General features: G+C 72.3%; 18 protein-coding genes. 12 read left to right on the forward strand and 6 right to left on the reverse strand.

Annotated features, from left to right (window positions below; translation table 11 throughout):
* Nucleotides 1–45: 45 nt before the first annotated feature.
* Complete coding sequence (locus tag ACY1JF_RS20735) at nt 46–1,374, reverse strand: alpha-2,8-polysialyltransferase family protein (protein ID WP_462706666.1); 1,329 nt, start codon at nt 1,372–1,374, stop codon at nt 46–48.
* On the reverse strand, nt 1,374–2,360 hold the full coding sequence (locus tag ACY1JF_RS20740) for a glycosyltransferase family 2 protein (protein ID WP_462706667.1): 987 nt from the start codon (nt 2,358–2,360) through the stop codon (nt 1,374–1,376). Before ACY1JF_RS20740 ends, ACY1JF_RS20735 begins: the two co-directional genes overlap by 1 nt.
* Nucleotides 2,361–2,558: 198 nt before the next feature.
* Between ACY1JF_RS20740 and ACY1JF_RS20745 the strand changes: the two genes are divergently transcribed.
* The 4 genes from ACY1JF_RS20745 (at nt 2,559) to ACY1JF_RS20760 (ending at nt 7,259) form a co-directional block, all read left to right on the forward strand.
* Complete coding sequence (locus ACY1JF_RS20745; protein ID WP_462706668.1) at nt 2,559–3,905, forward strand: DUF6716 putative glycosyltransferase; 1,347 nt, start codon at nt 2,559–2,561, stop codon at nt 3,903–3,905.
* 62 nt (nt 3,906–3,967) lie between these two features.
* On the forward strand, nt 3,968–5,188 hold the full coding sequence (locus tag ACY1JF_RS20750; RefSeq protein WP_462706669.1) for a cytidylyltransferase domain-containing protein: 1,221 nt from the start codon (nt 3,968–3,970) through the stop codon (nt 5,186–5,188).
* 17 nt (nt 5,189–5,205) lie between these two features.
* Nucleotides 5,206–6,144, forward strand: a complete 939-nt coding sequence (locus tag ACY1JF_RS20755) for an N-acetylneuraminate synthase family protein (protein ID WP_462706737.1) — start codon at nt 5,206–5,208, stop codon at nt 6,142–6,144.
* 50 nt (nt 6,145–6,194) lie between these two features.
* On the forward strand, nt 6,195–7,259 hold the full coding sequence (locus ACY1JF_RS20760; protein ID WP_462706670.1) for a hypothetical protein: 1,065 nt from the start codon (nt 6,195–6,197) through the stop codon (nt 7,257–7,259).
* A 70-nt stretch (nt 7,260–7,329) separates the two neighbouring features.
* Here the strand turns inward: ACY1JF_RS20760 and ACY1JF_RS20765 are convergent, their stop codons facing one another.
* Together ACY1JF_RS20765 and ACY1JF_RS20770 are read right to left on the reverse strand one after the other, a co-directional pair.
* Nucleotides 7,330–9,888 (reverse strand): golvesin C-terminal-like domain-containing protein, encoded by a 2,559-nt coding sequence (locus ACY1JF_RS20765; RefSeq protein WP_462706671.1) that lies wholly within the window; start codon nt 9,886–9,888, stop codon nt 7,330–7,332.
* Between the two features lie 242 nt (nt 9,889–10,130).
* Complete coding sequence (locus tag ACY1JF_RS20770) at nt 10,131–10,766, reverse strand: TetR/AcrR family transcriptional regulator (RefSeq protein WP_462706672.1); 636 nt, start codon at nt 10,764–10,766, stop codon at nt 10,131–10,133.
* 115 nt (nt 10,767–10,881) lie between these two features.
* Between ACY1JF_RS20770 and ACY1JF_RS20775 the strand changes: the two genes are divergently transcribed.
* The gene (locus ACY1JF_RS20775) at nt 10,882–12,048 is read left to right on the forward strand and encodes an FAD-dependent oxidoreductase (protein ID WP_462706673.1); all 1,167 of its coding nucleotides are present in this window, start codon (nt 10,882–10,884) and stop codon (nt 12,046–12,048) included.
* 753 nt (nt 12,049–12,801) lie between these two features.
* Nucleotides 12,802–14,034 (forward strand): M20 family metallopeptidase, encoded by a 1,233-nt coding sequence (locus ACY1JF_RS20780; RefSeq protein ID WP_462706738.1) that lies wholly within the window; start codon nt 12,802–12,804, stop codon nt 14,032–14,034.
* Between the two features lie 471 nt (nt 14,035–14,505).
* Here the strand turns inward: ACY1JF_RS20780 and ACY1JF_RS20785 are convergent, their stop codons facing one another.
* Both ACY1JF_RS20785 and ACY1JF_RS20790 read right to left on the reverse strand, forming a co-directional pair.
* Nucleotides 14,506–15,000, reverse strand: coding sequence for a recombinase family protein (locus ACY1JF_RS20785; RefSeq protein WP_462706674.1), 495 nt, complete (start codon nt 14,998–15,000; stop codon nt 14,506–14,508).
* Nucleotides 15,001–15,094: 94 nt separating this feature from the next.
* Entirely contained in the window at nt 15,095–16,306 is a 1,212-nt protein-coding gene (locus tag ACY1JF_RS20790) for a helix-turn-helix domain-containing protein (protein ID WP_462706739.1), read from the reverse strand.
* A 243-nt stretch (nt 16,307–16,549) separates the two neighbouring features.
* Between ACY1JF_RS20790 and ACY1JF_RS20795 the strand changes: the two genes are divergently transcribed.
* The 6 genes from ACY1JF_RS20795 to ACY1JF_RS20820 all read left to right on the forward strand — a co-directional run bounded on the left by ACY1JF_RS20795 (nt 16,550) and on the right by ACY1JF_RS20820 (nt 23,424).
* Nucleotides 16,550–17,605, forward strand: coding sequence for a BMP family lipoprotein (locus tag ACY1JF_RS20795; RefSeq protein ID WP_462706740.1), 1,056 nt, complete (start codon nt 16,550–16,552; stop codon nt 17,603–17,605).
* A 201-nt stretch (nt 17,606–17,806) separates the two neighbouring features.
* A complete protein-coding gene (locus tag ACY1JF_RS20800) occupies nt 17,807–18,856 on the forward strand; it encodes a BMP family lipoprotein (RefSeq protein ID WP_462706675.1) in 1,050 nt (349 codons plus the stop codon).
* A gap of 173 nt (nt 18,857–19,029) precedes the next feature.
* The gene (locus ACY1JF_RS20805) at nt 19,030–20,646 is read left to right on the forward strand and encodes an ABC transporter ATP-binding protein (protein ID WP_462706741.1); all 1,617 of its coding nucleotides are present in this window, start codon (nt 19,030–19,032) and stop codon (nt 20,644–20,646) included.
* Nucleotides 20,646–21,770: an ABC transporter permease gene (locus ACY1JF_RS20810; protein ID WP_462706676.1), complete on the forward strand. Its 1,125-nt coding sequence runs from the start codon at nt 20,646–20,648 to the stop codon at nt 21,768–21,770. The genes ACY1JF_RS20805 and ACY1JF_RS20810 overlap by 1 nt, the downstream gene beginning before the upstream one ends.
* Nucleotides 21,767–23,032, forward strand: a complete 1,266-nt coding sequence (locus tag ACY1JF_RS20815) for an ABC transporter permease (RefSeq protein ID WP_462706677.1) — start codon at nt 21,767–21,769, stop codon at nt 23,030–23,032. The genes ACY1JF_RS20810 and ACY1JF_RS20815 overlap by 4 nt, the downstream gene beginning before the upstream one ends.
* On the forward strand, nt 23,029–23,424 hold the full coding sequence (locus ACY1JF_RS20820) for a cytidine deaminase (RefSeq protein ID WP_462706678.1): 396 nt from the start codon (nt 23,029–23,031) through the stop codon (nt 23,422–23,424). The genes ACY1JF_RS20815 and ACY1JF_RS20820 overlap by 4 nt, the downstream gene beginning before the upstream one ends.
* The last annotated feature ends 7 nt before the right edge of the window (nt 23,425–23,431 follow it).

Below are 23,431 nucleotides of genomic sequence, written 5' to 3' on the forward strand. Positions count from 1 at the left end.
TCCGGGTGGCCGGTGGGTGAACTCTCCCCAGCCGTGCCCCGTCTGTCAGCGCTTGACCGCCTTCTTCAGGGCCCGGGCCCGCCGCACCACCCGGCGGGCGGTGGAGTTGCGCGGCAGGAACGCCAGCCGCTGCGGGATGCCGCCGGGCAGCCCGAGCGCGGTGAGCCGGCGCCGCTTGAAGTACCGCTGGGTGCGCGGGCCGAAGTGCCCGGCGAGGAACCGCTCGGCTTCCGGGCGCAGCCGCGGGTGGATCTGCGGCTGCATGGTGAAGCCGACGGTGGTGATCAGCTCGCCCAGCAGCTCGGCGGGGAGCGCGTCGCGCCGCTCGCCCTCCAGCCGGTCCAGCAGCACGTCGGCGAGGGTGACCGGCACCCGGTTGCTGTTCTGGTACGGCGTGAGCCGGTCCAGCAGCGGTTCGGTGCCGACGGCGGCGACCGGCAGGCCGTAGAACTCCTTCGCGGTGAACAGGGCGGTGGAGAAGCAGCCGACGACCAGCGCGGGCCGGGCCGTCGCGAACAGCACCTCGGCGAGGACCGGGGTGTCCACCACGGTGAGGCCGACGCCCAGCTTCTCCGCCTCGGTCTCCAGGGCGAGGCTGTGGCTCGCCGGCGCCGAGGGGTGCGGCTTGAACACGATCGCGCGGTGGCCGCGCTCCACCGCGCCCCGCATCATCCGCAGGTGCAGCTCCTCCTCCTCGGCCGGGGAGAGGATGTCCAGCGCGGACAGGTACTGGCCGAGCAGCAGCGCCGCGTCGGCCTCCAGCGCGGGCAGCTCGCCGCCGGCGCCGGTGAGGGTGCCCAGCACCTTAAGGAAGGCCTGCGTCGGCACGACCTCGGCGGGTACGTCGAACTCGGTGAGCAGCATCGGCGTCAGCCCCGGCACCAGGTCCAGGTGGAGCAGCCGCCGCACCCGCGTGCCGACCAGCGGGTCGATCTTGGAGCGAGTGGGGCCGTAGCTCATCAGGCCGTCCGCGTAGACGTGCACGGGCGCACCGGTGAAGATCTGCGCCAGCGCCAGCGCCGGGTTGACCTGGATCGACTCCAGGACCAGCTCCACCCGGTCCTCGCCCAGCTCCCACCGCTGCCGCAGGTAGCGCTCCAGCAACGGCTGGTCGTCGGCGCGCGGCGCCCAGGCGCTCGGGTGGTAGGGGTGGATGACCTCGTTGTACGACAGGACGCCGTCGAAGTGGCCGCGCAGCGGCTCGAAGCCCGGCATCCGGTCGACGGACGGCGTGGTCTCCGGGGTGGCGGTGTTGTTGAACACCAGCAGCAGCCGGCGGTCCGCCTCGTCGAAGCAGCCGGAGTCCAGCGCGGCGGCCAGCGTGGCGGCGCCGTACAGCGTGGAGACGCAGAAGATCTGGGTGGTACGGGACATCAGGCAGCCGCCTTCGCTGTGGTGATCCGGCGCCGGAGCCTGCGCAGCTTGGCCGCGCGCCGCATGTCCATGGTGTCGAGCACGTCGCCGAGGGCGTCCTGCGGCATGCGCCTTATCGCCGCCGCGGCCATCACCCGCAGCTGCCTGGCCACGGCCGGCTCGAACTTGCCGATCTCGGACAGGTGGTGGGCGATGATCGCGCAGTAGGTGCGCACCGCCTTGGGCAGCAGCCTGTCGGCGTCCGGGTCGGCCGCGGTCTCCTCCACCACCTGGTCGAAGGCGCGGATGAAGTCGAGCTGGCGCACATCACCGATCTGGGTGAGGGAGGTGGCCACGCCCCGGCGGTAGAAGACGCCCAGCAGGTTGACCACGGCGAAGGACTCGGCCTCGCGGTGCAGCTTCCAGATCCAGGGACGGTCCTCGGCGGTGCGCAGCCCGTCGGTGAAGTGCAGCAGGCCCCGCTCCAGCAGCCGGCGGTGGTAGACGCCGGCCCAGGCGTAGGCGTAGTCGACGGAGGTGGTGCGCTCGACGGGCAGGATCGCCTCGCGCGGGTTCAGCACCTCGTTGCGCCGCCCGACCGGTACCCGGTGCACGGAACGGGCGCGCGCCGTGGCCTGCACGTGGTCGGTGCGCACGAAGTCGCACCCCAGGTCCTCGACGGCAGCCACCAGGTCGCCGAGGTGGCCGGGGGCCAGCCAGTCGTCACCGTCGAGGAAGGTGAGGTACTCGCCGGTGGCCAGATCGATGCCGGTGTTGCGCGCGGTGGCCAGTCCGCCGTTGGTCTCGTGACGGACGTGGCGCACCTGCGCGACCTCGGACAGTTCCTCGGCGGCGCGTTCGAGGAGGGCCGGGGTCCCGTCTCTCGAATGGTCGTCGACCAGGATGAACTCGAAGTCCCGTCGAGCGTTCGCGCGAAGACTCCTGAGGGTCTCCGGGGCGAACTGCTGAACGTTGTAGAACGGCACGATCACGGAAAGCTTGGGCACCCGGGAGAGACTAGGAGCAGGCCCCGCAGCGGAATTTGCCGACTGGTGTATGGGGGGTGAACTCGACGTGTCGGAACGGTACATGCGCTGTACTTTCACGGCGCCGACGAGCCAGTTCGGCTGCCGGTGGGCTGCTGTTTACTTTTTGTTGCGCGCTGGTTGGGCCACAACTAGAAAACCGTCCCTAGCTTTTAGAACGTGCCACCACGTACTACGAAGCCCACGCGGATCGCGGTGCTCGCCGACTCGGACACCCGGTGGAAATGGGGTGCGCTGACCGCGGGCCGCATCGCTCCGGCCCCGTCCATGGAAGCCGCACCGCTCGACGGGGCGCAAGTCGCCCCCTCGCTGGACGGTTTCCTGCTGCGCGGCCGGGCCACCCCCACGCCCCGGCAGCTCACCGAGGTGGGGGTGAGCGCCGACTCCCTGCGCGAGGTCACCGCCGTGGAGTTCCTGCGCGCCATGGGCGAGAAGGAGTACGACCTCGTCGTCCTCGCCCTCGTCGGCGGCGGCGTCCAGGCGATGCTGCACGGCCTCGGCCGGGTCTGGGCCGACCGCCCCGACCGGCCGGTCGTCGTCACCGGCTACGTCGGCGTGGTCTACGAGAAGCTCGCCGACGGCCTGCTGCTGCGGCACGGCGCGGACCTCGTCCTCGCCAACTCCCGCCAGGACGCGGAGCGTTTCCGGGCCGTGTACGAGGGGGTCGGCGCCGACGCCTCCGCCGTCACCGAGGTCGCGCTGCCGTTCCTCGGCGGCGCCCCCTACACCGGCGAGCACGACCCCTACACGGTCGTCTTCGCCGCCCAGCCGTCGGTGCCGGAGAGCCGCAAGGACCGTGCGTACCTGCTGAACCGGCTCATCCGGCACGCCCGCAAGCACCCCGAGCGGGAGGTCGTGCTCAAGCTGCGCTCCAAGCCCGGCGAGCACACCACCCACATCGAGGAACTGCCGTACCAGAAGCTGGTCCAGAAGGCCGACCCGCCGCCCAACTTCCACCTGAGGTACGGGAACATGGGCGAGGTCCTGGACCGCACCGACCTGCTGGTCACCGTCAGCTCCACGGCCGCCCTGGAGTCCCTGCACCGCCGCATCCCCACCGTGGTCCTCACCGACCTCGGGGTGCGCGAGGCGCTCGGCAACCACCACTTCGTCGGCTCCGGCTGCCTCGCCTCCTGGGACCAGCTCGACGAGGGCCACCGGCCCACGCCCGACGAGGACTGGGTCGCCCGGCAGGGCGTGGCCGCCGACGGCGGGTACGACACCGCCTTCGACGCCGCCCGCGAGCGCATCGCCAAGCTGCTCGCCCGCCCCGGCGGCCTCTCCCCGCTCACCCCGTACTACACACCCGTCACCGCCCCCGGCTACCTGCCCGGCATCCTCGCCCGCCACCACCTCGCGCCCGACGGCCACCCGCTGCCCGGGGCGCCCGCCGCCGACAAGGAGCCCGGCCCGGTCCGGCAGGTCGTGCGCCGCGCGGCCCGCGGCGCCTACCGGCACGGCGTCCAGCGCGTCGCCCCGGTGATCCGGCGGATGGGCGAGCTGTGACCGCCCGGACCGACGGGCGGGCCGAGACCGCCGTCCCGACCCCCGACCGAGAGGTACACCTCATGTCCGATCCGCAACCGGTACGCCGCGTGCTCGCGGTCATCCCCGCCCGCGGCGGCTCCAAGGGCGTACCCGCCAAGAACCTCGCCCCCGTGGGCGGCGTGCCGCTGGTCGTCCGGGCCGTGCGCGAGTGCCTGGCCACCCGGCTGGTGACCGACGTCGCCGTCTCCACCGACGACCAGGCCATCGCCGCCGCCGCCCGCCAGGCCGGCGCCGAGGTGGTGCTGCGGCCCGCCGCCATCGCCGGGGACACGGCGACCAGCGAGGCCGCGGTGCGGCACGCCATGGACGCCCACGAGGCGGCGCACGGCGCCCCCGTCGACGTGGTGCTGCTCGTGCAGTGCACCAGCCCCTTCCTGGTCCGCGAGGACATCGACGGGGTGGCCGCCGCGGTCGCCGAGGGCGGCGCCGACACCGCCGTGACCGTCGCCCCCTTCCACGGCTTCGTCTGGCGCGAGGGCGCCGACTCCGGCGAGGAGCCCGGCGGCCACGGCGTCAACCACGACAAGTCCTACCGCCCCCGCCGCCAGGACCGCCCCCAGGACTTCCTGGAGACCGGCGCCGCCTACGCGATGGACGCGGCCGGCTTCCGCACCCACGGCCACCGCTTCTTCGGCCGCACCGAACTGGTCCGCACCGACCCGGCGCGCGTCCTGGAGATCGACGACCCGCACGATTTGGCCCGCGCCCGCGCCCTGGCCCCCCTCTTCGACGGCGCCCGCCCCGGCGCCCTGCCCACGGCCGCCGACATCGACGCAGTCGTCCTCGACTTCGACGGCACCCAGACCGACGACCGGGTGCTGATCGACTCCGACGGGCGCGAGTTCGTCTCCGTCCACCGCGGCGACGGCCTCGGCATCGGCGCCCTGCGCAAGGCCGGGATGCCGCTGCTGATCCTCTCCACCGAGGTCAACCCCGTCGTCGCCGCCCGCGCCCGCAAGCTCCGGATCCCGGTCCTGCACGGCATCGACCGCAAGGACCTCGCCCTGAAGCAGTGGTGCGAGGAACAGGGCGTCGCCCCCGAGCGGGTGCTCTACGTCGGCAACGACGTCAACGACCTGCCCTGCTTCCAACTCGTCGGCTGGCCCGTCGCGGTCGCCGGCGCCCATGACGTCGTCCGCGGCGCCGCCCGCGCGGTCACCACCGCGCACGGCGGCTCCGGCGCGATCCGGGAGATCGCCGGCTGGCTGCTCGGCCCCTCTCTCGACACCCTCACCCAGTAAGCCAAGTTAGGACACCCCTGATGAGCAACTCCCGTATCCGCAAGTTCGGCGACCGCGAGGCCGGCCCGGGCCGCCCCGTCTACATCTGCGGCGAGATCGGCATCAACCACAACGGCGAGCTGGACAACGCCTTCAAGCTGATCGACGTGGCCGCCGAGGCCGGCTGCGACGCCGTCAAGTTCCAGAAGCGCACCCCCGAGATCTGCACCCCGCGCGACCAGTGGGACATCGAGCGGGACACCCCCTGGGGCCGGATGACGTACATCGACTACCGCCACCGCGTGGAGTTCGGCGAGGACGAGTACCGCCAGATCGACGCGTACTGCAAGGAGAAGGGGATCGACTGGTTCGCCTCCCCGTGGGACACCGAGGCCGTCGCCTTCCTGGAGAAGTTCGACGTCCCCGCCCACAAGGTGGCCTCCGCCTCCCTCACCGACGACGAGCTGCTGCGCGCCCTGCGCGCCACCGGCCGCACCGTCATCCTCTCCACCGGCATGTCGACCCCGAAGCAGATCCGCCACGCGGTCGAGGTCCTCGGCTCGGACAACATCCTCATGTGCCACGCCACGTCCACCTACCCGGCCAAGGCCGAGGAGCTGAACCTGCGCGTGATCAACACCCTGCAGCAGGAGTACCCGAACGTCCCGATCGGCTACTCCGGCCACGAGACCGGCCTGCAGACCACGCTGGCCGCCGTCGCCCTCGGCGCCACCTTCGTCGAGCGCCACATCACCCTCGACCGCGCCATGTGGGGCTCGGACCAGGCCGCCTCCGTCGAGCCGCAGGGCCTGGAGCGCCTCGTCCGCGACATCCGCACCATCGAGGCGTCCCTCGGTGACGGCGTCAAGAAGGTCTACGAGTCGGAGCTCGGCCCGATGAAGAAGCTGCGCCGCGTCACCGGCGTGGTCGCCGAGGCGGAGATCGCCGCCGCGGCCGGCGAGCCGGTCAACGTCTGACCCGCGCGCCCCACCCCACCCCACGCCCAAGACGGGACGGTCACACGCCGATGAGCCCCCGCGCCGGGAACGCCGGCCCTCGCACTCTCGCCTTCGTCGAGAGCCCGGTACAGCTCCTGAACGTACTGGAGTGGGCGCACACCCGCGCCCCCCGGACGGGGCTCACCCTCGTCGTCCTGTCCCCCGTGGACCCCATGACCCGGGGCCAGCTCCGCCGCATGTCGGAGCTGGCCCGCGAGGACGGTCACGAGGTCCGCTGGGAGGAGGCGCGGGGCGGGGCCTCGGCCCCCTTCCGCACGGTCGGGGGCCTGGCGGGCCTCCTCCGCCGGGCCGAACGCGTCGTCATGGGGGACCCGTTCTCCCGCTACGTGCAGCTCCTCCTGACCATCACCCGCGCCCGCGACCTGGTCGTCGTCGACGACGGCACGGCCACCATGGAGTTCGTGGGCCAGCTCGCCCGCGGCGAACGCCTGGTGCGCTGGCACCGCAAGGGCAGCCGCCCGGGCCCCCGCGACCTGGTCTTCGCCCCGGTGTCGTCCTCGGCCCGCCGCCGGCTCACCCCGGCCGGGGACCGGCGGGTGGAGGTCTTCTCCTCCATGCCGATCGAGGAGGCCCCCGCCGGCGTCACCGTCACCGCCCACGACTTCGCCTGGACCCGGGCCCGCTTCGGCCCGCCCCGCATCACCAAGGGCGCCGACATGGTCGGCACCTCCCTGGTGGAGACCGGAGTCGTGGACGCCGAGGCCTACCTCGACGCCGTCCGCCGCCTGGCCAGGACCCACGGCGCCACCCGCTACTTCGCCCACCGCCGCGAGTCGACCGAGAAACTCCACCGGCTGGCCGTGGAGAGCGGCCTGGAGGTCGTCCGCCCCGACCTCCCCCTGGAACTGATCGCCCGCCGCGGCCCGGTCGGCCGTACGATCCTCAGCTTCCCCTCCACGGTCGTGCACACCCTCCCGCTGGCCCTGGCCGGTACGGAGGTCAGGGTCGCCGTCTGCGACATCGACCCGGCCTGGCTGACCCAGGGCGCCTCCCCCCGGGCCCAGGGCTTCCTGGACGGGGTGACGGGGACGGCCCGGGGGGTGGAGCGGCTGCTGGCGGTGCCGGGGACCTGACGTTCCCTGCCCCGCGCGGCCGTGCGCGGGGCTGCCGTCGGGGCCGGCCGGCGGGGAGGGGCGGGCGGCGCTAGTCGGTGAGCACGAGCTGGCTGACGACGCGTACGGCGTCGGCGATGACGTACCCGTCGGCGTCGTCGGACAGTTCGACGGTGACCGGCCGGTCCGCGGTGAACTGGTAGGAGCCCAGGCCGACCCACTGGCTTCCGCGTGCGCGCTGGTCGACGCGGACGACGGTGGAGCCGTTCGCGTGGTGGACGGTGAACGGGGCGTTCGACGCCCGGTTCGTCTCCGCCGTGTACCAGACGGCCACCTGGTAGAGCCCGTCGGCCGGCACGTCCGTCTGCCAGCGCGCGCTCCCGGTGCCGGTGCCCGCCGGAAGGGTCCGGTAGTTCAGGCCGTAGTACCCGCTGACGCCGGTCGCGGAGTTCCAGGCGCCGGCCACCGAGGTGTGGGCGGTGGTGTCGTTGTCGAGCACGGTGCCCTTGTGGACGAGGCGGACGGCGTCGGCGGCGACGTCCGCACCGGCGCCCGCGGAGAGGGAGACGGTGCCCGCGCCGCCGGCCTGGAAGGTGAAGGTGCCGAGCCGGACCCAGGCGCCGCCGCCGGAACCCTGGTCGACGGTGACGGTCGACGTGCCCTCCGCGTGCCGGACCGTGTACGAGGCGCTGGAGGTGAGGGCCGGGTCGGCCGGGTACCAGGTGTAGACCGAGTAGACGCCGTCCACGGGGACGTCCGGCCGGAACCGCATCGCGGCGGTGCCGGTGCTCGCGGTGTGCCGGTGGTAGCCCTGCCCGTACATCTTCACGGGGTTCCCGTCGGTCACCGCCACCCGGCTCCAGGCCCCCGAGACCACCTCGGTCGCCGGGACGAAGTCGGTGTCGGCGATCGCGTCCGGCACGTCCGGGGCGGCCCCGCCCGTGGTCAGCGTCAGTTCGTCGACGCCGATGCCCTTGTCGCCGCCGTAGCCGAGGCCGGCCAGGGTGAACCGGACCGTGTGCGCCCCGGCGGCCAGGGCGGCGGTCCCCAGCCGGTAGACCTGGTAGCCCTCACCGACCGCCACCGAGGTGTCGGCGAGCGACGCGAGGTCGTTCAGGACCGTCGGGTCGACCAGGCCCTGGCTCAGGTTCCGGCCGTCGACGCTCACCCTCAGCTGTCCGCGGTAGCGGTGCCGGTGCAGCCGTACCGCGACGTCGTAGGTGCCCGCGCCGGCGACGTCGAAGGGGACCTCGACGTAGTCGCCCACGCCGCCGGGGGCGGTGTAGCCCAGTCGCCTGCCGCCCGTGGCGTTGGCGTCGGACACGAGCGACGGTGTGCCGCCGGTGTCGGTGCGGGCGCTCGCGGTCGCCATCTCGTAGTCGTACCGGGTGAGTCCGGGGCCGGTGGCGAGGCTGTCCCGGCCCTTGGTCAGCCATTCCAGGTCGAACCGGGCGACCGCGATGCGCTCCGGGTACCCCGCGAGCGCGCCGTCGCGTCCGTAGACCAGCAGGATGGTGCCGTCGGAGAGCCGGGCCAGGTCGGAGTAGTAGGACGGCCCGCTGTTGACCACCCTGCTGTACCGGTAACTCGCTCCCTCGTCGTAGGAGATCGAGACGGTCATGTTCTCCCGGGCCGAGGAGTCCGGGCGGCTGAACAGCAGCCGGTCGACGGCGCCCACGCTGTAGGCGAGCAGGCCGGCGTCCGTCGAGACGAACGGCTTGACCGCGCCGTCGATCACCGGCGTGGACCAGGTTTGCCCGCCGTCGGTGCTGGTCGAGGTGGCACGGTAGCGGGTCCCGCCCGAACCCCACCGGCCGTTGAGGATCACGGCGCCGTCGCTCCGCTCGTACACCCGGGCCTCGTTGACCGGATAGGCGGCGTCCACCGGTGCCGGCTCGCCGCGCTGCCAGGTCGCGCCGTGGTCGTCGCTGTACAGCGCGTCGAAGCCGTAGTTGTCGGCGGGGGCGCTGTCGGGGGCGCGGTGGGTGATCGGCATCATGAGCCGGCCGTCGCGGAGCTGGATGCCGTGACCGGGGATCGGGCTGTTGCGGGTCCAGTCGTAGGGGTTGTCGGCGAACAGCGCGGTCAGTTCCTCCGCGGCCGACCAGGTGAGCCCGGCGTCGTCGCTCCGCTTGACGAACAGCCTTCCGGTGCCGCTCGCGTCGGTGGAGCCCTTGTAGAAGAGGAAGACCGAGCCCGTCTGCCCGTCCACGACCGGTGTCGGGTTCCCCCAGCTCTGGCCGGTCTGCGCGGGCACCACCTTCTCGCTCGCCGACCAGGTGAGGCCGCCGTCGGCGCTGCGGCGGACGAGCAGGTCCTTCTCGCCGCCGTCCCCGACGGTGAACCGGCCCTCGGTGAAGGTGAGCACCACGTCGTCGGGCAGTTCCCGCCCGTCGGCCGCCGGCTGTGCCGTCCCCTTCGGGATCACGGCCAGGCCCTGTACGTGGAGACTGGCGTAGGCGTCGTCGTCGGTCGAGTCCCACAGCTCGGACTCCTCGAACGACCCGGCGTCGGCCACCGAGGCCGTGGCCGCCGCCGTCGCCGCCTCGGCGCCGGCCGGTTCCGGCGTGGGGAGCGCCGTCAGGGCCAGTAAGCACGCCAGGCCCGTCCAGGCCACCCGCAGCGTTGTTCTTCGTCTCCAGCGAGTCATGTCCTCGTCCCTTCCGCCGGTTGCCCGGACGAACGTCGGCTGCCCGGTGCCGAACGCGAGGCGGCCGTCCCCGGGCGCGGTGGGAAAAACGATTCACACGGTAATCACCGGCACCACCGACCACGTCCGCGCAGCCGAAGGTTCAGCGTCCGTACGCCGGCCGGACACAGTGGCGGCGGGACGCTCCTCAGGGGCTTCAGGGGCTTCAGGGGCTTCAGGGGCTTCAAGTGGCTCAGGGGGGATCAGGAGGCCGCCGGCGGCTGCCAGCCGTCGGTCAGGATGCGGAAGATCTCCTCGATCGCGGCCCGGTGGTCGGGCTGCCCCTGGGCGAGGGCGGGGGCGTCCAGGACGAACCGGGCGAGCGCGGCGCAGGCCAGGTTGTCGTGCGCCACGCCGAACTCGTCGGCGATGGCCGCGGCCAGGGTGGCGGTGTGCCGGACCCACATCCGTTCCGCGTACGCGCGCAGCGCCGGGGTGGAGTCCACCAGCCGGTTGAACTCCACCCGCTGCGGATGCTCCGCGATCGGCAGCCAGGTGGCCAGCACGTGCTCCCGCAGGGCGTCGGGGACGGTGCTGCCCGCGGCGCGGTCGCGCACGGCCGAGACGAGGGCGGCGTCGGTGCTCTCCTCCCGGTCGAAGACGAGCGCCTCCTTGCCGCTGAAGTGCTTGAACACGGTGGTGACGGAGACGTCGGCCGCCTCGGCGACGTCCCGGACGCTTACGTGGTCGTACCCGCGCTCCAGGAAGAGGCGGAGCGCGGCGTCGGCGATCGCCTGCCGGGTCGCCGCCTTCTTGCGTTCGCGGCGCCCGGTGGCGGGGGCGGAGCCGGCGGGGGTGGCAGAGCCGGCGGGGGTGGCGGGGGCGGTGGGCTCGGGCATGGGAGCCATCCTAACCGGTCACGGCATCCGTAGCTTTATTGAATCTGTAGCTAAGTTGTCAGATTACACTTTTGCTCGTACGGTGATCCCGCCCGCTTCCGCCGAAAGGACACCCATGGCTTCCCCGCACCCCTCCCGCGCCCGGATCAGCGTCGTCGGCGCCGGTCCCGGCGGCCTGACCTGCGCCCGCATCCTGCAGCGGCACGGCATCCCGGTCACCGTCCACGACCGTGAGCCCGGCCCCGGCTCCCGCGACCAGGGCGGCTCCCTGGACCTGCACGCCGACAACGGCCAACTCGCCCTGCGCGCGGCCGGCCTGCTGGACGCCTTCTTCGAACACGCCCGCCCCGAGGGGCAGGAGATGCGGCAACTGGACCTCACCGGCGCGATCACGGACCACCGGGTCCCGGCACCCGACGAGATGTTCAAACCGGAGATCGACCGCGGGCAGCTCCGCCGGCTCCTGCTGGACTCCCTCGCCCCCGGCACCGTGCGGTGGGGACAGGCGCTGGAGGAGGTCGGCGGCCCCGCCGACGGGCCCCGCCGCCTGCGCTTCGCCGACGGCTCCACCGTCGAGGCGGACCTGGTCATCGGCGCCGACGGCGCCTTCTCACGGGTCCGCCCGGCCGTCTCCGACGCCACTCCCGCACACACCGGCGTGAGTTTCCTGGAGGCGTGGTTCGACGACGTCGACCGCCGGCACCCCGAGATCGCGGACCTGGTCGGCCGGGGCGGCGCCCACGCCCGGGACGGCGAGCGCGCCCTGTTCGCCCAGCGCAACGGCGGCGGCCACATCCGCGTCTACCTGATCCAGCGCGTCCCGGCCGACTGGATCCGCGCGAGCGGCCTGACGCCCGGGGACACCGACGGCATCCGCGCCCTGCTCCTGGAGCGCTACGCCCACTGGTCGCCCCGCCTGCTGAAGACGATCACCGACAACGACGGCCCGTACGTCGACCGCCCGATCCTCGCCCTGCCCGTGCCGCACACCTGGGAGCCCAGCCCCACGGTGACCCTGCTGGGCGACGCGGCCCACCTCATGCCGCCGCTGGGCGTCGGCGTCAACCTCGCGATGCTCGACGCCGCCGAACTCGCCGCGGCCCTCGCGGAGTCCGACACGGTCGAGGACGCCGTCCGCCGCTACGAGAAGACGATGCTGCCCCGGTCGACGGAGATGGCACGCCGACTGGAGGGCGGCGCGGAGCACTTGATCGCCGACGAAGACGGCGATGACGGCGACGGCTACGGACACGAGGGCCCTGGAGCGTCCGGGGACGTGTGACTGACCGCGCCGACCCGTCGGGGCTGATGCCCGGAGTCCTCCGGGCCGCCCGGCCTCCCCTCCCGCGAGCACTCCGGCTTCACCGCGCGGAAGGGACCGCGGCTGCCGGGGGACGGGCCGGCGCTGCGGGGGAGGGGGCGCGGGCCGCGCGGCCCGCACCGGGCGGCCGGTTCCCGACCGGAACGCCGGCCCCGGCCGACCGGGCTGTCGTCACGGCACGCCGAGGTCGGTCACCAGGCCGGACGCGACGACCTCGACGGGCCGCCCGGAGCGTTCCGCGGCCGTCTCCCGGGCGGTCACCGCGTCCGTACCCGGCGTACTCGACGAAGCGGCCGCCGCCCCCTGGGCCGCGGGCGGCCGCGCACCGCGACCGCCGGGGACCGTCAGTCGCACGCCCCGGGCCCCGTGCCGCGCCCGTCCGCCCGGATCCGGGTGCCGCCGGATCCGGGTGCCATCGGAAACGAATGCCTCGTTCCCCTGGGCGTTCACGAATGACGGTGCGCGGGTCCCGGCCGGGCCGCGCCGACGCGTAGGAGGGGTGAGGCGTGGTAACCGTGAGGAGGGACGGGTGACGGACGGGTGACGGACCGGCCCGGTGCGCTGCGCCCAGTCGGTATTCGGTGGGTTTTACCCAACCCGGCCGCCGCATACGCGTCCGGCGGCCGGATTTTCGTCCCCTGACGGGCTGAAGTTTGTTGATCGTGGGTCGGTCGGCCGTCCGGGCGTCCTACCCTTCAAAGGGTGAAGCAACTGATGTCACTGGAGTCCGAAGCCGACGTCCCCGGAGAAGCCACGCCGCCCGGCACCCTGCCGGAGGTGCTGCGGACGGAACTCGTCGCTTTCCGTCGCGACCTGCACATGCACCCCGAGCTGGGCAACCAGGAGTTCCGCACCACCGCCGCGATCAAGGAGCGGCTGGAGCTGGCCGGGCTGGCGCCACGGGTCCTGCCCGGCGGCACCGGCGTCATCTGTGACATCGGCGCCGACCTGCGGCGCCCGTCCGCCGGACCCGGCGTGCTCGCCCTGCGCGCCGACATCGACGCCCTGCCCATCCCGGACGTCAAGAGCGGATGCCCGTACCGCTCGACCGTGCCCGACCGCGCCCACGCCTGCGGACACGACGTGCACACCACCGTCGTCCTCGGCGCCGGCCTGGTCCTGGCCGCCCTGCACGAGCGCGGCGCGCTGCCCCGCCCGGTCCGCCTGATCTTCCAGCCCGCCGAGGAGGTGCTGCCCGGCGGCGCCGAGGACGTGATCGCGGCCGGGGGGCTCGACGGCGTGCACCGCATCCTCGCCGTGCACTGCGACCCCCGGGTGGACGCCGGCCGGATCGGGCTGCGCGAGGGCCCCATCACCTCCGCCTGCGACCGGCTGGAGATCGCCCTGGACGGCCCCGGCGGCCACACCGCCCGCCCGCACCTCACCACCGACCTGGTCACCGCCGCCTCCCGGGTCGCCGTCGACGCCCCCGCGCTGCTCGCCCGGCGCGTCGACAGCCGCGGCGGCCTCTCCCTGACCTGGGGCCGCATCGAGTCCGGCCACGCCGCCAACGTCATCCCGCAGCACGCGGAGCTGTCCGGGACCGTGCGCTGCCTCGACCTCGACGCCTGGCGGCAGGCCCCCGACCTGGTGGTCGCGGCCATCGACGAGATCGCCAACCTGCACCGCGCCAAGTCCGAGATCACCTACGTACGGGGCGTCCCGCCCGTCGTCAACGAGGTGACCAGTGTCGAACTCCTCCAGACCGCGATGGTCGCCCGGCGCGGCCCGGACTCCGTGGAGTCCACCGAGCAGAGCCTGGGCGGCGAGGACTTCTCCTGGTACCTGGAGCGCGTCCCCGGCGCCATGGCCCGCCTCGGCGTCCGCCCGCCCGGCGAGCGCGCGGTGCGCGACCTGCACCAGGGTGACTTCGACGTGGACGAGCACGCCATCACGGTGGGGGTGGAGCTGTTCACGGCCGCCGCCCTCATCGACACCGGCGTCTGAACGCGGGGTGCCAGGCCGCCTGGCACCCCGCCCGAGCCGGCCCAGGCCCTGAGCGCGCGTTCGCGTACCGGGCTGACCGGCTCCCCGCCGCATCCAGGCTGCTTGCCGGCAGCCACCGCGGCGCTGGTGGTCATGCGCTTCCCCCTCCTGCGTCGTTGTTCGTACGGTGGTGCGGTGCGGGCCCGGAAAGGGGCGCGTGCGCGGGCACGGTGAGAGCTGCGGACCACACCCGCCGGTCCCGGTCGTGGGACTGGACACGCACCATGTGGTCGAGCTCCGCGACGCACGGAGCGCACGCGTACACGTCACCCGTGGCGCCCGGTGTGGACACGGAACCGACCCACAGCACGCGCACCCCCTCGCGTCGGCAGTACAGCCAACAGGTGCCGGTCACCCAGGGGTTGCCGTCGTCCGGCTGTGCGACGAGCGGCCACGCGTCGCGCCACGGGCGCGTGGCGGCGGGGGCGAAGATCACGCCGAGTGCCCGTCGGCCCGCGCGAGCCGGCCGCGTACCGGGTCCTTCACGTGCAGGAAGCCGCCGGCCTTCTCGATCTCGCGCGCCACCTCGTCGTACTCCTGCGGCACGGAGGAGATCATCGAGCGGCACGCCGTGAGCACCGCCCCGGCCGCTCCCTCCTTGACGCGTTCGACGGCTCGCCACAGCCCGTCACGCCCTCGCGGCGGCAGCAGGCCCGCGCGTTCCTCGATGACGTCCGTGACCTCCCACCCGAACGCCTCGGCGTACTCCCTGCACTCCCGGCCGGGGCGCGCGATATCCGTCGGGGGAGCGCCGCACAGGTAGATCACGCAGCGGAACCGCTCGGCCTTCGCCGCCGCGGCCCGTACGTCGGCCTCACCCGGCGAGACCCCCGCCGCCGCGTCCGCCAGTGCCTGACGCCGTCTCAGGTCGCCCTCGGTGCGGCGGCGGGCCGGTTCCTGCGTCTGTGCGCTCTTGTAGCTGACCATGCGTCAACTGTGCTCGATCGATCACGCACGGTGAAGTGACGAGACGTACGACGGGGAGGGGTTGCCCGGCCCCGGCTCGTACGCTCCGTACGACTCACGCGATCAGGGGCACGCCGATCACGTCGCTGATCCTGCGCACGCGAGCCGTCGACACCTTCGCCAGACGCTTGCCGATGACACCGGGCAGCGCCTGGTGCCTGACCCACTCCGGGGCGTCGAGCCCCACCTCGATCAGGGTGTCTCCCGCCTGGTCGTAGAGGCCGGCCGCGCACTGGGCGAGGGCGACGTCGAGCTTGTAGCGGTTGCGGGCCACCTTCGACATGGATGCGGGAAGTTTCTTCATGTCCGGCTGGCCGGCGAGCGTGAGTGCGCGCCCGTAGTTCCTCAGCGCTACGTGGATTCCGACGGCCTCGGTCTTCGCTGCGGTCGGACCGAAGCTCGTCCCGTACAGCTTCTCGTCCCGGCCGAGCCTCGCCGCCGCGGCGTGCGCCTGCGACAAGTAGTCATCGGCCGCGCTCTCGTCCTCGCGCCGCGACGCGGCCACGGCCGCGGAGATCATCAGGCGACCGTACGCCAGCAACTGCGGGCGAGAGCCGGTGCTGAACGACGGCTCGATCGCTACTGCCGCGCGCTCGGCCACGGACACGGCGCGCGGCAGCTTGGCGCCGCGCAGGTGGATCCACGACAGCGTGGACTCAAGCAGCGCCGTCAGCACGGGGTCGTCGACGCTCCGCGCGAGGTGTTTCGCTGACGTCAGCGCGCTCAACGCGAGGTCACGTTGCCCGAAGCCGTTCGAGCACGACGCGGCTACGCGGTACGTGCTGGCCAGGATCGATCCCAGTCGCTCACGCTCGCTGCCGGTGGCACCGGCATACCTGACCTGTCCTTCCATGAGGACCTTCGCGGCATAACTGCTCACCTTGGCCGTGTCGCTCGCCCAGTAGGCGTCCCAGGCGCGGTCGCGGGCCTCGCTCAGTTCCTCGACGGTGCTCGGGTCATCGATGCCCTCCCACTCGCCGAGGGCGCTCTCGTGCACGGCATCGGACAGTCGGCGCAGCGCGGCGCGGTCAGCCTGATCCATGCCTCGACGCGGCGCCTGCTGCCCCAGGATCACCGACACGTCCGTGTTCAGCGCGTGGGCGAGCTTCAGCAGGGAACCGACGGACAGCTCCCCCCGGTCCTGCTCGGCCTTCTGCACCAGGGCCAGGGACAGCCCCGACGCCTCGGCCAGCCCCTGCTGGGTCAGATCGGAGCCTCGCAGGTGCTTGATGCGCTTACCGGTCGTCAGATCTGCCCAGTTGCTCACGGTCACCCCAGTGGGTCTGTTTCGCTCCGGCTTGCCGTACCTCGATGGTAAGGCCGGTGGCCGGACGTTTCCGCCCCCTTCGAACCACTGGTTCACCGCCCCGTAACTCCCTCCGCCACGAATGGATAACGGCCCCGAGGAACCCCGTTCCCAGGAGTTTCTACGCGCGTTAATGTGGCCGAACCGGGCACCCGCCGCGGGGACTTGAGGGATGGGGAACTTCAGATGCGTCGGACAACGAGTCTGCGCCGGATACCGAGACTGACCAGCGCCGTGGTCGGGGTCGCGTCGCTCGCGCTCGCCGCCACCGCCTGCGGAGGCACCAGCACCGAGGACGGCGGTGACGACGGCGGCGCCAAGGAGGACCTGGGCCTGGCCATCGCCTACGACATCGGCGGCAAGGGCGACCAGTCCTTCAACGACGCCGCCTACGCGGGTCTGGAGCAGGCGAAGAAGGAGTACGGCTACAAGACCGCCGACATCGAGCCCACCGACGGCGAGACCGACGCCGACAAGGAGCAGCGGCTCGCCTCGCTCGCCCGGCAGGGCTACAACCCGGTGATCGGCATCGGCTACGCCTACGGCGCGGCGATGGAGAAGGTCGCCGCCGACTACCCGGACACCACCTTCGGCATCGTCGACTCCGTGGTCGAGGGCGACAACGTCGCCTCCCTCGTCTTCGCCGAGAACGAGGCGTCCTACCTGGCCGGCGTCGCCGCCGCCAAGGCGACGAAGACCAGGACGGTCGGGTTCGTGGGCGGGGTCGACGTACCGCTGATCCACAAGTTCCAGGCCGGCTTCGAGCAGGGCGTCGCGGACACCGACCCGAAGGTGAAGGTCCTCTCGCAGTACCTGACGCAGACCGCCGAGGAGGGCGGCTTCTCCAGCCCCGACAAGGGCAAGGCCGCCGCCGAGGGCCAGATCGAGAAGAAGGCCGACGTCGTCTACCAGGCGGCCGGCCTCTCCGGGCAGGGCGTGATCGAGGCCGCCGCCGCCAACGAGGTGTGGGCGATCGGCGTCGACTCCGACCAGTACCGGCAGGAGGCCCTCGCCCGGTACAAGGACTTCATCCTCACCTCCGCCCTCAAGGACATCGACGGGGCCGTGTTCGCGCTGGCGCGGTCGGTGGAGGACGGCGAGCCGCTCACCGGCACCAAGACCTTCGACCTGAAGTCCGACGGCGTGGGCCTGTCCGAGAGCAACCCGAAGTACGCCGAGGCCGCCGGGTTGAAGGACGCCGTCGCCAAGGCGAAGGACGGTATCGTCAACGGCTCGATCAAGGTGCGGACCGAGCCGTAGGACGCCCCGCCCGGCCGTCCCCGGCGGACGGCCGGGTGTCACGGAACGCCACCTTCCGTTCGCACCCGGCAAGAGTTGGGCACGGCCCGATAACAAGGTGGACAGAAGGGGTTTTCAGGCACGTCTACGCGCGTTAATCTGCGGCGAACCCAGCGCCGCAGCCGAACCCCGTCCGGCGCTTGCACGACAGGAGCACCACACATGCGCCGGATTTCCCGGATCACGGTCGCAGGCGCAGCGACCGCCTCCCTGGCCCTCGCGCTCGCCGCCTGCGGTGGTACCTCGACCTCTTCCTCCTCCTCGGAGTCGGAGGGCGACAAGGGTCTCGCGATCGCGTACGACGTGGGCGGCAAGGGCGACCAGTCCTTCAACGACGCGGCCTACGCGGGCCTGGAGCAGGCGAGGAAGGAATTCAAGTACGAGACGGCGGACATCGAGCCGACCGACGGTGAGACCGACGCCGACAAGCAGCAGCGCCTGGAGTCCCTCGCCAAGCAGGGCTACAACCCGATCGTGGGCGTCGGCTACGCGTACGCCGCCGCCGTCAAGGGCGCGGCCGAGAAGTTCCCGGACGTCACCTTCGGCATCGTCGACGACTCCACCGTCGAGGCGGAGAACGTCGCCGACCTCGTCTTCTCCGAGGAGGAGGTCTCCTACCTGGCCGGGGTCGCCGCCGCCAAGAGCACGAAGAGCAACGTGGTCGGGTTCATCGGCGGTGTGGACAACCCGCTGATCCACAAGTTCCAGGCCGGCTTCGAGCAGGGCGTCAAGGAGACCGACTCCAAGGTCGAGGTGGTGTCCCAGTACCTGACGCAGACCGCCGAGGAGGGCGGCTTCTCCAGCCCCGACAAGGGCAAGGCCGCCGCCGAGGGCCAGATCGAGAAGAAGGCCGACGTGGTGTACGCCGCGGCCGGTCTGTCCGGGCAGGGCGTGATCGAGGCCGCCGCCGCCAACGAGGTGTGGGCGATCGGTGTCGACTCCGACCAGTACCAGCAGGAAGCCCTCGCCGAGTACAAGGACGCGATCCTCACCTCGGCGATGAAGGACGTCGCCAAGGCGGTCTACAGCCTGGCGAAGTCGGTCGAGGACGGCAAGCCGGAGACCGGTATCGTTCGGGGCGATCTGAAGTCCGGTGAGGTGAGCCTGTCGGACTCCAACCCCGAGTTCGCGGACGACGCCGAGCTCCAGGAAGCCATCGACACGGCCAAGGAGAAGATCATCAGCGGCGACATCAAGGTCAAGAGCAGCTGACAACGGCAGCACCCGCACCGTGCCACCAGCGCGGTGGCGCAGCTGCTCGGCGGGGTACGGGAAGGCGCCCTGGGGCGTCCCTCCCGTACCCCGCCGAGCCAGGTGTGCCGCCGCTTTCGACGCCGTAGGGGCGCTACACGCGTAGACGGCCCCCGTCCCCAGGAGAGTGCGCCATCAACGCGTCCAGCAGCCCTCCGGCCTCGGCAGCGGCGGGCAGCGGTCAGGCGACCGCCGTCCAGCTCGCCGGGATCACCAAGCGTTTCCCCGGAGTCGTGGCCAACCACGACATCCACCTCACCGTCCGCAAGGGCACCGTCCACGCCCTCGTCGGCGAGAACGGCGCCGGCAAGTCGACGCTGATGAAGATCCTCTACGGCATGCAGAAGCCGGACGAGGGGACGATCGCGGTCGACGGCGAGCAGGTCTCCTTCTCGTCCCCGGCCGACGCCATCGCGCGCGGCATCGGCATGGTCCACCAGCACTTCATGCTCGCCGACAACCTCACGGTCCTGGAGAACGTGGTCCTCGGCAGCGAGAAGCTGTACGGCATCGGCGGCCGGGCCCGCCGCAGGATCCAGGAGATCAGCGAGCGCTACGGCCTCGACGTCCGCCCCGACCTGCTGGTCGAGGAACTGGGCGTCGCCGCCCGCCAGCGCGTGGAGATCCTCAAGGTCCTCTACCGGGGCGCCCGCACCCTCATCCTCGACGAGCCGACCGCCGTGCTCGTGCCGCAGGAGGTCGACGCGCTCTTCGCCAACCTGCGCGAGCTGAAGTCCGAGGGCCTGTCGGTCATCTTCATCTCCCACAAGCTGGGCGAGGTCCTCTCCGTCGCCGACGAGATCACCGTCATCCGGCGCGGCACCACGGTCGGCACGGCCGTCCCCTCCGGGACCACCCCGCGCCAGCTCGCCGAGATGATGGTCGGCAGCGAACTGCCCACCCCCGAGACCGCCGAGTCCACGGTCACCGACCGCCCGGTCATCACTGTCGACAAGCTGCGCCTGGCCGCCCCCGGCGGCAAGGCCCTCCTCGACGACGTCACCTTCACCATCCACGCCGGCGAGGTGCTCGGCATCGCGGGCGTCGAGGGCAACGGGCAGACGGAGCTGGTCGACGCCCTGATCGGCCTGCGCGCCCCCGACTCCGGGTCGATACGCCTCGCCGGTGACGAGATCACCGGCTGGACCACCCGCAAGCGCCGCGAGCGGGGCGTCGGCTACATCCCCGAGGACCGCCACCGCCACGGCCTGCTCCTGGAGGCACCCCTCTGGGAGAACCGCATCCTCGGCCACGTCACCGAGAAGCCCAACGCCAAGGGCGTCTGGCTGGACATCAAGGCCGCCCAGGACGACACCCGCCGCATCGTCGAGACGTACGACGTGCGCACCCCCGGCATCGACGTCACCGCCGCCTCCCTGTCCGGCGGCAACCAGCAGAAGCTGATCGTCGGCCGCGAGATGAGCCACGAGCCGCGCTTCCTGATCGCCGCCCACCCCACCCGGGGCGTGGACGTCGGCGCCCAGGCCGCGATCTGGGACCACATCCGCGAGGCCCGCCGCGAGGGCCTGGCCGTGCTGCTGATCTCCGCCGACCTGGACGAGCTGATCGGCCTGTCCGACACCCTCCGGGTCATCTACGACGGCAGGCTCGTCGCCGACGCCGACCCGGCCGCCATCACGCCCGAGGAACTGGGCTCCGCGATGACGGGCGCGGCCACCGGCCACCTGGAGCACGAGGAAAGCGACGAACCCGGCACGTCCGAAGCCGCCGGGAAGGACGAGGCCCGCTGATGAAGAAGTACGACAAGGAGCGCGTGCTCCTCGCGGTGGCCGGACCGGTCATCGCGCTCGCCGTGGCCTTCGTGCTGAGCGCGATCGTGCTGATCGCCTCCGGCAAGAACCCGGTGGAGCCCTTCGCCCTGATGTTCGAGCAGGCCGGGTTCTCCGACATCCAGGTCCTGATCGTCAACCAGGCGTCGATGTACTACATCGCCGCCCTCGCGGTCGCCATCGGCTTCCGGATGAACCTGTTCAACATCGGCGTCGACGGCCAGTACCAGCTCGCCGCCATGATGGCCGCGGTCGTGGGCGCCCACGTCGCCCTCCCGGGCGTCCTCCAGATCCCGCTGCTGCTGCTCACCGCCGTCCTCACCGGCGCCCTCTGGTCCGGCGTCGCCGGCGTCCTGAAGGTCACCCGGGGCGTCAGCGAGGTGGTCGCGACGATCATGCTGAACTCCATCGCCACCGCCGTCATCGGCTACCTGTGGCTGCCCGACGTCTTCGGCGTCAAGGTCGGCAACAACAACACCACCGGCGAGATGCACGACTCCGGCTGGGTCCCCGGCATCGACCTGGGCGCGGCCGGCGAGATCTACGGCCTGGTGATCCTCGCCGTCCTGCTCGGCATCGGCTACTGGGTCGTCCTCAACCGCACCCGCTTCGGCTTCGACCTGCGCGCCTCGGGCGCCTCGGAGACGGCCGCCTCGGCCAGCGGCGTGGACCCGAGGCGCATGGTCCTGACCGCCATGCTCATCTCGGGCGGACTGGCCGGCCTCGCGGGCCTGCCCATCCTCCTCGGCGACACCCACACCTACAGCCTCAACTTCCCCACCGGCATCGGCTTCCTCGGCATCGGCATCGCCCTGCTGGGCCGCAACAGCCCCGTCGGCATCGCCTTCGCCGCCCTGCTGTGGGCCTGGCTCGACAAGGCCAGCCCCGAGCTGGACTTCCACGGCTACGACAAGGAGATCGCGGTCATCATGCAGGGCCTGATCGTCCTGGCCGTGGTCGTCTCCTACGAGGCCGTACGCGAGTGGGGCCTGCGCCGCCAGCAGCGCCGGGTCGGCGCCGAACTGGCCGCCGGGCACGTCCTGGGCGCCACCGACAACACGGACAAGGAGGTGGCGGCCCGATGACCACCGCGACCGACGTCAACCAGCCCACGCTGAAGCCCGCGGCCCCCACCGGCCGCCGCGTGTCCCTCCCCGTCCTCCTCCTGGTCATCGCCGGAGCCCTGGCGCTGACCTCCCTCGTCCGCATCATCACCGGCGCGGACGGCATCACCAACGTCAGCCAGATGTCCACCGCCCTCCAGCTCGCCGTGCCCATCGGCCTCGCGGGCCTCGGCGGTCTGTGGGCGGAGCGCGCGGGCGTCGTCAACATCGGCCTCGAGGGCATGATGATCCTGGGCACCTGGTTCGGCGCCTGGGCCGGTTTCCAGTGGGGCCCGTGGAGCGGCGTCCTCGTCGGCATCGCCGGGGGCGCGCTCGGCGGTCTGCTGCACGCCGTCGTGACGGTCACCTTCAACGTCAACCACATCGTCTCCGGTGTGGCGTTGAACATCCTCGCCCTCGGCGCCACCCGCTACCTGGCCCCCCTCGCCTTCGAGGGCCACCAGGGCGGCAGCGCCAAGCAGTCCCCGCCGGTCGACTCACTGGGCCACTTCACCGTCCCCGGCCTGTCCGACGGACTGAAGTCGCTCAACGACCAGGGCTGGTTCTTCGTCTCGGACCTCGCCGGCCTGCTCGGCGGCCTGGTCACCGACGTCTCCTGGCTCACCCTGATCGCGGTCGCCCTGATCCCCGCCACCTGGTGGATCCTGTGGCGCACGCCGTTCGGCCTGCGGCTGCGCTCCTGCGGCGAGAACCCGGTCGCCGCCGAGTCCCTCGGCGTCAACGTCTACACGTACAAGTACCTCGCCGTGATCATCTCCGGCGGTCTGGCCGGCCTCGGCGGCGTCTTCCTCTCCATCGTCGCCAACCCCTTCTACCTGGAGGGCCAGACCAGCGGCCGCGGCTACATCGGCCTCGCCGCGATGATCTTCGGCAACTGGATGCCGGGCGGCCTCGCCGTCGGCGCCGGCCTCTTCGGCTACACCGACAGCCTCAACCTGCGCGGCGGCTCGGCCAACGTGCACGCGCTGCTGCTGCTGGGGGCGCTGCTCCTGCTGGCCGGCGCCATCTGGCTGGCGGTCCGCAAGAAGTACGTCAAGGCCGCGATCACCGTGGTCGTCGGCGCGCTGGTCTTCGCCTGGTACGCGGGCACCGACGAGGTCCCCAACCAGGTCGTCTCCGCCACGCCGTACGCCATCACCCTCGTCGTCCTCGCCCTGTCCGCGCAGCGCCTGCGGATGCCGAAGGCGGACGGCATGCCGTACCGGAAGGGACAGGGCAAGTGACCGGCGTCGTCGACTGGGAGTCGCTGCGCCAGGCGGCCCGGGACGCCATGTCCCGGGCGTACGCCCCCTACTCCGGCTACCCGGTCGGCGCGGCGGCCCTGGTCGACGACGGCCGCACCGTCACCGGCTGCAACGTGGAGAACGCCAGCTACGGCCTCGGCCTGTGCGCCGAGTGCGGCCTGGTCTCCGCGCTGCGGAACTCGGGCGGCGGCCGGCTGACCCACTTCACCTGCGTCGACGGCCACGGCGAGGTCCTCGTCCCGTGCGGTCGCTGCCGCCAGCTGCTGTACGAGTTCGGCGGCGCGGACCTGCTCCTGGAGACCCCGGCGGGCGTCCTCCCGCTCGCGGAGATGCTCCCGCAGGCCTTCGGCCCCGACCACCTCACCAAGTAAGCAAGGA

The sequence above is a fragment of the Streptomyces sp. SYSU D01066-1 genome (genome assembly GCF_054956795.1).